The following is a 5911-nucleotide window of genomic DNA, read 5'->3' as shown; positions in this document are numbered from 1 at the left end:
GAATTACCATTAGCGCGAGAACCGAACAAAATTATTTTGGATACATCGTTACCAAACCTTAATTTCAATTTGGTTTTAAGATCTTGCAATATTTTATTTCTATTTTTCATATTTTTAAAGCAATTTTCAGGTTAATTCATGTCAAGAAAATTAATCACCGTTCCCGCAAAAAAAGGCTGGATCATTCCCTTTTTCAATTCGATCAGAATTGCACCTTTCTTATTGATTCCTTTGCATATCCCGGAGAATTTATCGAAATCCGTATCGAGTTCAATTTTTTTCCCAGTCAGAAGTGAATATTCATTGAAATATTCTATCTGGAGTTTTCCTTCGATAAATTCCGGCAGATTGGAACTGAAAATATCGAAAATGGTTTTAACAAGGTTGGAATTATCAATATCGGTTTTTAGATATTGTTTGATAGAAATTGATAGATTGGAAAGTTTTGTTGGAAATTCTGAAAAATTGGTATTAATTCCGATCCCGATCAGATGATACTTAAAAGCCGGAAGATGACTGGATAAAATCCCACAAAGTTTTTTCTCATTCAGATAAAGATCGTTTGACCATTTGATTTTCAGGTCATTCTGCATTTTTGAAAATAATTTCAGAAGTGCTTTATGAATGCAGATCCCGGTAAAGATTGTCAGGTTGGATTGGACATCAAGACCGTAAAGTCCGGCAGTTATCCAGATTCCTCCTTCTGGAGAAAACCAGGAATTATCCTTTCTGCCGATTCCTCTGGATTGGTTTTTTGCAATCAAAAGGAAGTTTCCTGAAATCTGCTTAGATTTGATCAATTGATCTGCTTTTTTATTAGTGCTGTTTATTTTCTCGAAGTATTTAACTTCATCGAATAAAGGGTGTTTGAAATTTTTCATATTCTTGGTGCTTTTCTCATTCCCAAATTCTATTTGGGAATGTTATTTCTGAAAAGTTTTACTTTGATTTTTATATGTTCAAGCATTTCTTTAATTAAAAATTCCTAATCAATTATGTTCCCAAATGCAATTTAAGAACAAACACTATTTCTTTGCGTCTTAGCAGTTAAAGGATCAACATCGCATCACCATAACTGAAAAAACGATATTTTTCCCGAACTGCAATTTTGTAAGCATTCATAATATTTTCATATCCGGCAAAAGCAGAAACCAGCATTAACAGGGTTGATTCCGGCATGTGAAAATTCGTGATCAAACCATCGATGATCTGAATTTTCTTTCCAGGATAGATGAATATATCCGTCCAATGTGAACCGGATCTTAAAACTCCATTTTCCGCAAAACTTTCCAGAGTTCTGGTGGTCGTCGTTCCAACTGCAATGATCCTTCTTTTTTCCTTCTTTGCTTTATTGATCTTATTAGCAGTTTCTTTAGAAATTCGGCAATGTTCACTGTGCATCTTGTGTTCATCGATATTTTCTGTTTTCACGGGTCGGAAAGTTCCCAAACCAACATGTAGAATGACTTCAAAAATTTCAATTCCTTTTTGCCTGATCTTTTTCAGAAGTTCTTCCGTGAAATGCAAACCCGCAGTTGGAGCTGCAACCGAACCTTTTTCTTGAGCATAAACTGTCTGGTAAGTTTCTTTATCTTTTTCGATGGATCCTCTTTTGATGTAGGGAGGAAGAGGCATTTTTCCGATCTGTTCCAAAATATTCCAGAAATTTCCTTGCTTTTCAAACTCTACTATCCGATTTCCTCCTTCTGTTTTTTTCAGGATTTTACATTTGAGATTTTCATTAAATTCAACAGTTGTGTTTTCAGGAAGTCGTTTCCCGGGTTTGACCAGACATTCCCAGATATTTTCAGATTTTTGATTCAAAAGAAAAATTTCGACTTTTGCTCCGGTTGCCTTTCTTCCAAATAAACGAGCAGGAATAACTTTGGTTTTATTTAAAACAAGAATATCCGAAGGTTGCAGAAAATCGATGATTTTGGAAAATTTATGATGCTCAACTCGACCGGTTTTTTTATTAAGAAAAAGAAGTCTTGATTCCGATCTGTTTTTTAAAGGAAATTGAGCGATCAATTCAGGAGGAAGTTCGTAATAATAACTACTTTTTTTTATAGGGCACATTTTCCGCATCTTTCAGGATCGCTTTGAAACTTCCGAAAATGATCTTACTCTGCAATTTGACCGGGATTTTGTACTCGTCTGCTGTAAGCCAGATGTAAATTTTTGCAGTTTGTTTGAAGATCGCTTCTCCTTCTAAAATTGGCTCAACGACGAAACAATCTATTTTACCGAAAATTGTCTTGATCTTTTCTTTCCTGTGAACAATTACATCCGCCGGATAATTAAAACCATCAGCAGTAACATTGATCGTGAATCGATCACCAACTTTTAAATCCTGATTCCTGAACCAGTAAAAAGCACTTAAAATATCCTGCGTATTTTCCGGAATTTCCATTTTCTTTTCTTTGAATTTTTTCTGTCTGCGAGCATAATTCAAATAATAACTTAAATTCTGTTCCGGGTAATAAAGATGAATTCTCCGCTGACGATAAGAACCTTCCCGCAGATTTTTCTCAAACCTGTAGGAAACGAGTTTTTTCTTATCCCAGATAGATTCGATCTTATCTCTGACCTTATAAATTTTATCAAAAAAAGAATTCGTTTTTGCCAGAGATTTGATGTAATAACACTCGATCGAATCATGGTAAACGGTTTCATTTATTTCAAGAGTTGCTTCACCTGCTGTGATCATTCCGTATTTTATCTTGAAGGTCAGTTTTTCTCCGATTTGAAAGGCAAAAGCATTTAGAGAAAACAGTAATATGATTAAAATGATTATTTTTTTCAAATTTTATCCTTTGAGACCACTCTAAAAAGGTCAAATTCAATAAAATTAGAAACCGTTAAAACGGTTAATACTTTTTCCTGTTTCATTAACCACCAGCTTAAGCTGGTGGTTAATAAGAAGATAGAGGTCATTAACCGATTCATCAGTTTCCAAATTTCGTGCAAAGTTTCATACATATTCCAAATTATTGCCTTTTTTAGAGTAGACTTATCCTTTAAAATCCTTAAAAGTTTTTGAGCATTATCTTCTAAAATCTCCTCAGGAGATTACTGAACTTTTTCAATGGTTAAATTTGAGCGGATCATCATCTCCAACCGTTGAAAAGATTCATTGAAAGAATTACTCTGAAGGAAACCGTTTTCAAGGTCAAACTTAAGTTATCCACTTTTATTTTGTAATTATAAACGGTTCGATAAGTTTCAGATAACCCTGTCTTCCACCTTTTTTATTCCATTTATCCACTGATCTTTTTATATACTTTAACATTGTGATGATTTCATCTATTTTTTTTGAATCTCTTTTTGGTCTTAACCATTCACAAGAATCAGGTTTTTGAATTTCTTCATTCATCATCCAATCACAAACGATGGTAAGAAGATTATGAATTTCAGTTGATCTCTCCTGCAAACGATTCGGTTTTGCTTCTTTATTAATTTACCTTGCCCGAAAGTCGGAAATAAGAACTTCCAAAGCATCGATCACATCATAATCAGAAATATTCTCGTCTTGGCGATAACATTGTATGATCGATGATTCGATATTGAAAAGCTGTTCCTGATATTTTTCATGGAATTGCATCTTTAATCCTTAAATAAAATTTTATCCTTTTTCGTATTTTTGTCTCTAAAATTCCTCCAGCGATTGTATTGCAATGCTGTTGGTCTCTTTGCTGATCCCAAAATCAAAGCGGATATTAAACTTTTCATCTGCGAATAATGAGAATCTCAAACCAATGCCCAGAGTATGTTTCAAATTCGATTTATTCAAATCCTTAAAGTTAGAAAAAACCTGACCAAGTTCAATAAAAGTAACAAAACCAAATCTACTTTTCAAACCTGTTTCCCAGGGGAATATTCGGTATTCACCTCTGGTCATCAACAAATTATTATCGATAAACTGCTCTGATTCGTAGCCTCTCATTTCTTTTCCGAGATGTGCCATTTTCTGAAAAGGAGTTACATTCCGAATGTATGAAAAGAGTGTCTGGAAAGCTAAAACCTGTTTTTCATCTAAAGAAAAATAATTTCTGAAATCGGTTTTGTATTCGATAAAATTATAATTACTGCCAAAATTCTCATGGAAAAATTTCACTGAAAAAGAATAAAACCTTCCTTTTTGAGGATAATTAAAATTATCTCTGGAATCATTGATTATTGCCATTCCAATGCCTGAAATATGATGAGATTCGCTTCCGGGAATGATCTTCCGGATCAAAATTCCATTCTCATCTGATTTTGTAATTTGATTTTTTTCGTATTCATAAAGGAAAGAAGTGAACCAGAATTTCCTGATCTGCCTTTTGAGATCAAAAAGGATTTTAAAAGTTTCCGGAGTATATTTTTCGAATGAATCAAGGTTGATGTCATTTCCTAATCCATAAAAAGAATCCGGCCATTTTTTGTATTTAAAATCAAATAATATATCTGTTCTTCCGTTATTAAAGATCAGGTTAGGTTTGAAATTTATTGAGAGTTGTTTTTTTACGCTGTATTCTCCAACTAAATAAAGGGAGTTTGGTTTAAGGCTGTTTTTCAGAGTATCGGAATTATTCCGGTAATAGATCATTCCGCCAAAAACAGTTCCGGTTTCGCTGGAAAAGGAAACAGTTGGATAATATGCCAGATTCTTCTCTTTTTTTTCATGAGAAAAAAGAGAATTGAAGAATATGGAAACGGAAACAATTATCAGAAAATATCTCACAATTTTCCACCTGTTACAAAAAATTCTTCACCCGTTATGTAAGAATTTTCTTCAGAAAGAAGGAATTTACAGAGTCCGAAAATATCTCCAAAAGATGCGCATCTTTTTAAAGGAATTTCCCTGATTTTTACAGAATAATACTGTTCCCTGAACTTACGGTAGCTTTCGGAAAAATGGCTGTCATCGATCTTTATCGGTCCGGGAGAAACCGTGTTGATAATGATATTACTTCCCGCTTCTTCAGTTGCAAGAGTTCGGGAAATATTGGCAATTCCGGCTTTGGAAGCAGAATATGCAGAACCTTTTGGTAGTCCGATCCGGGTTACATTTGAACCGAAGAGAACGATCTTTCCGTATTTCTGTTTTTTGAAATACGGTAATACACTTTTGAGGATATTGAATGTTCCCACTAAATTTATATTTATGATCTTTTTCCAGAGTTCGGGATCGGTTTTAACCAAAGGTTGGAAATCATAACTGTGGATCGTTGCAGTATGAACAAGTCTGTCCGGTTGCCAATTTGTCTTTTTTATAATAAAAGAAAGATCCTGCTCCAGTTTGGATAGTTCTTGTAGATCGGTTTGAATAATCTTTATTTTTTTAGGAAAATCCTTCTTTAATTCGCTGATCCTTTGTTCATTTTTATGAATTATCAGGATCAGATTCTCATCTAATTTTAAGTATTGCCGGGCAAAGTATGATCCGACATTGCCGTTTGCTCCGGTTATGATTATTGCTTTATTTTTCATTTTCCTTCTTTTTAACAGCGAAAAAACGAACAATCACTAACAGATTTTTTGTATTACAATCAATCTTGATTGTGTTTTGTAACTCATAGCTCTGCTTTGAGGTTATTTAATCAATCTATTTAATTTCACAAACAAGATGTTTATGTTACATACAATCTTTCTCAAACAGGATTGTTTGAGTTACATTCGTCCGGTTTCCTGTTTCCATTCTCCTTTTCCCTCACTTAAAATGTCATTCCGAACTTTCTTTTTGCATCTCTTCTGAGGAATTTAAGATATTCTTCTTGATCATTCTTGCATAAATTCTAAAATTTTGATATTCTCTTGCTTTTCTAACAAGATTAGAAATCTTCAGTTATTATATATTTTTGTTGTTCGTTTATTAGTTTTGCTTGTCTCCTCGGAGTTTTAACGAAGATGGATTCGTTGCTGATTT

The 5911-nt window shown here is 33.5% G+C and carries 6 protein-coding genes; all 6 read right to left on the bottom strand.

The features are described from left to right. Nucleotides 1–131 precede the first annotated feature (131 nt). The gene (locus ENL20_09300) at nt 132–881 is read right to left on the bottom strand and encodes a biotin--[acetyl-CoA-carboxylase] ligase (GenBank protein ID HHE38753.1); all 750 of its coding nucleotides are present in this window, start codon (nt 879–881) and stop codon (nt 132–134) included. Between the two features lie 166 nt (nt 882–1047). After that, the gene (queA, locus tag ENL20_09295) at nt 1048–2070 is read right to left on the bottom strand and encodes a tRNA preQ1(34) S-adenosylmethionine ribosyltransferase-isomerase QueA (GenBank protein HHE38752.1); all 1023 of its coding nucleotides are present in this window, start codon (nt 2068–2070) and stop codon (nt 1048–1050) included. After that, nucleotides 2057–2806: a DUF3108 domain-containing protein gene (locus tag ENL20_09290; GenBank protein HHE38751.1), complete on the bottom strand. Its 750-nt coding sequence runs from the start codon at nt 2804–2806 to the stop codon at nt 2057–2059. The genes queA and ENL20_09290 overlap by 14 nt, the downstream gene beginning before the upstream one ends. A gap of 387 nt (nt 2807–3193) precedes the next feature. After that, nucleotides 3194–3379: a hypothetical protein gene (locus ENL20_09285; GenBank protein ID HHE38750.1), complete on the bottom strand. Its 186-nt coding sequence runs from the start codon at nt 3377–3379 to the stop codon at nt 3194–3196. Between the two features lie 270 nt (nt 3380–3649). After that, on the bottom strand, nt 3650–4726 hold the full coding sequence (locus ENL20_09280; protein ID HHE38749.1) for a hypothetical protein: 1077 nt from the start codon (nt 4724–4726) through the stop codon (nt 3650–3652). Beyond that, nucleotides 4723–5475, bottom strand: a complete 753-nt coding sequence (locus tag ENL20_09275; protein HHE38748.1) for an SDR family oxidoreductase — start codon at nt 5473–5475, stop codon at nt 4723–4725. The genes ENL20_09280 and ENL20_09275 overlap by 4 nt, the downstream gene beginning before the upstream one ends. Nucleotides 5476–5911: the final 436 nt, after the last annotated feature.

It is taken from the genome of Candidatus Cloacimonadota bacterium (assembly GCA_011372345.1).
In the GTDB taxonomy this organism is placed as follows: Bacteria; Cloacimonadota; Cloacimonadia; order Cloacimonadales; family TCS61; genus DRTC01.
The sequence above is the reverse complement of the archived record's forward strand: the minus strand, read 5'-3'. Positions and strand labels throughout refer to the sequence as shown.

Coding starts and splice junctions, on each gene's coding strand:
- ENL20_09300 (HHE38753.1), bottom strand. CDS start 881: ATGAAAAATTTCAAACACCCTTTATTCGATGAAGTTAAATACTTCGAG.
- ENL20_09275 (HHE38748.1), bottom strand. CDS start 5,475: ATGAAAAATAAAGCAATAATCATAACCGGAGCAAACGGCAATGTCGGA.
- ENL20_09285 (HHE38750.1), bottom strand. CDS start 3,379: ATGATGAATGAAGAAATTCAAAAACCTGATTCTTGTGAATGGTTAAGA.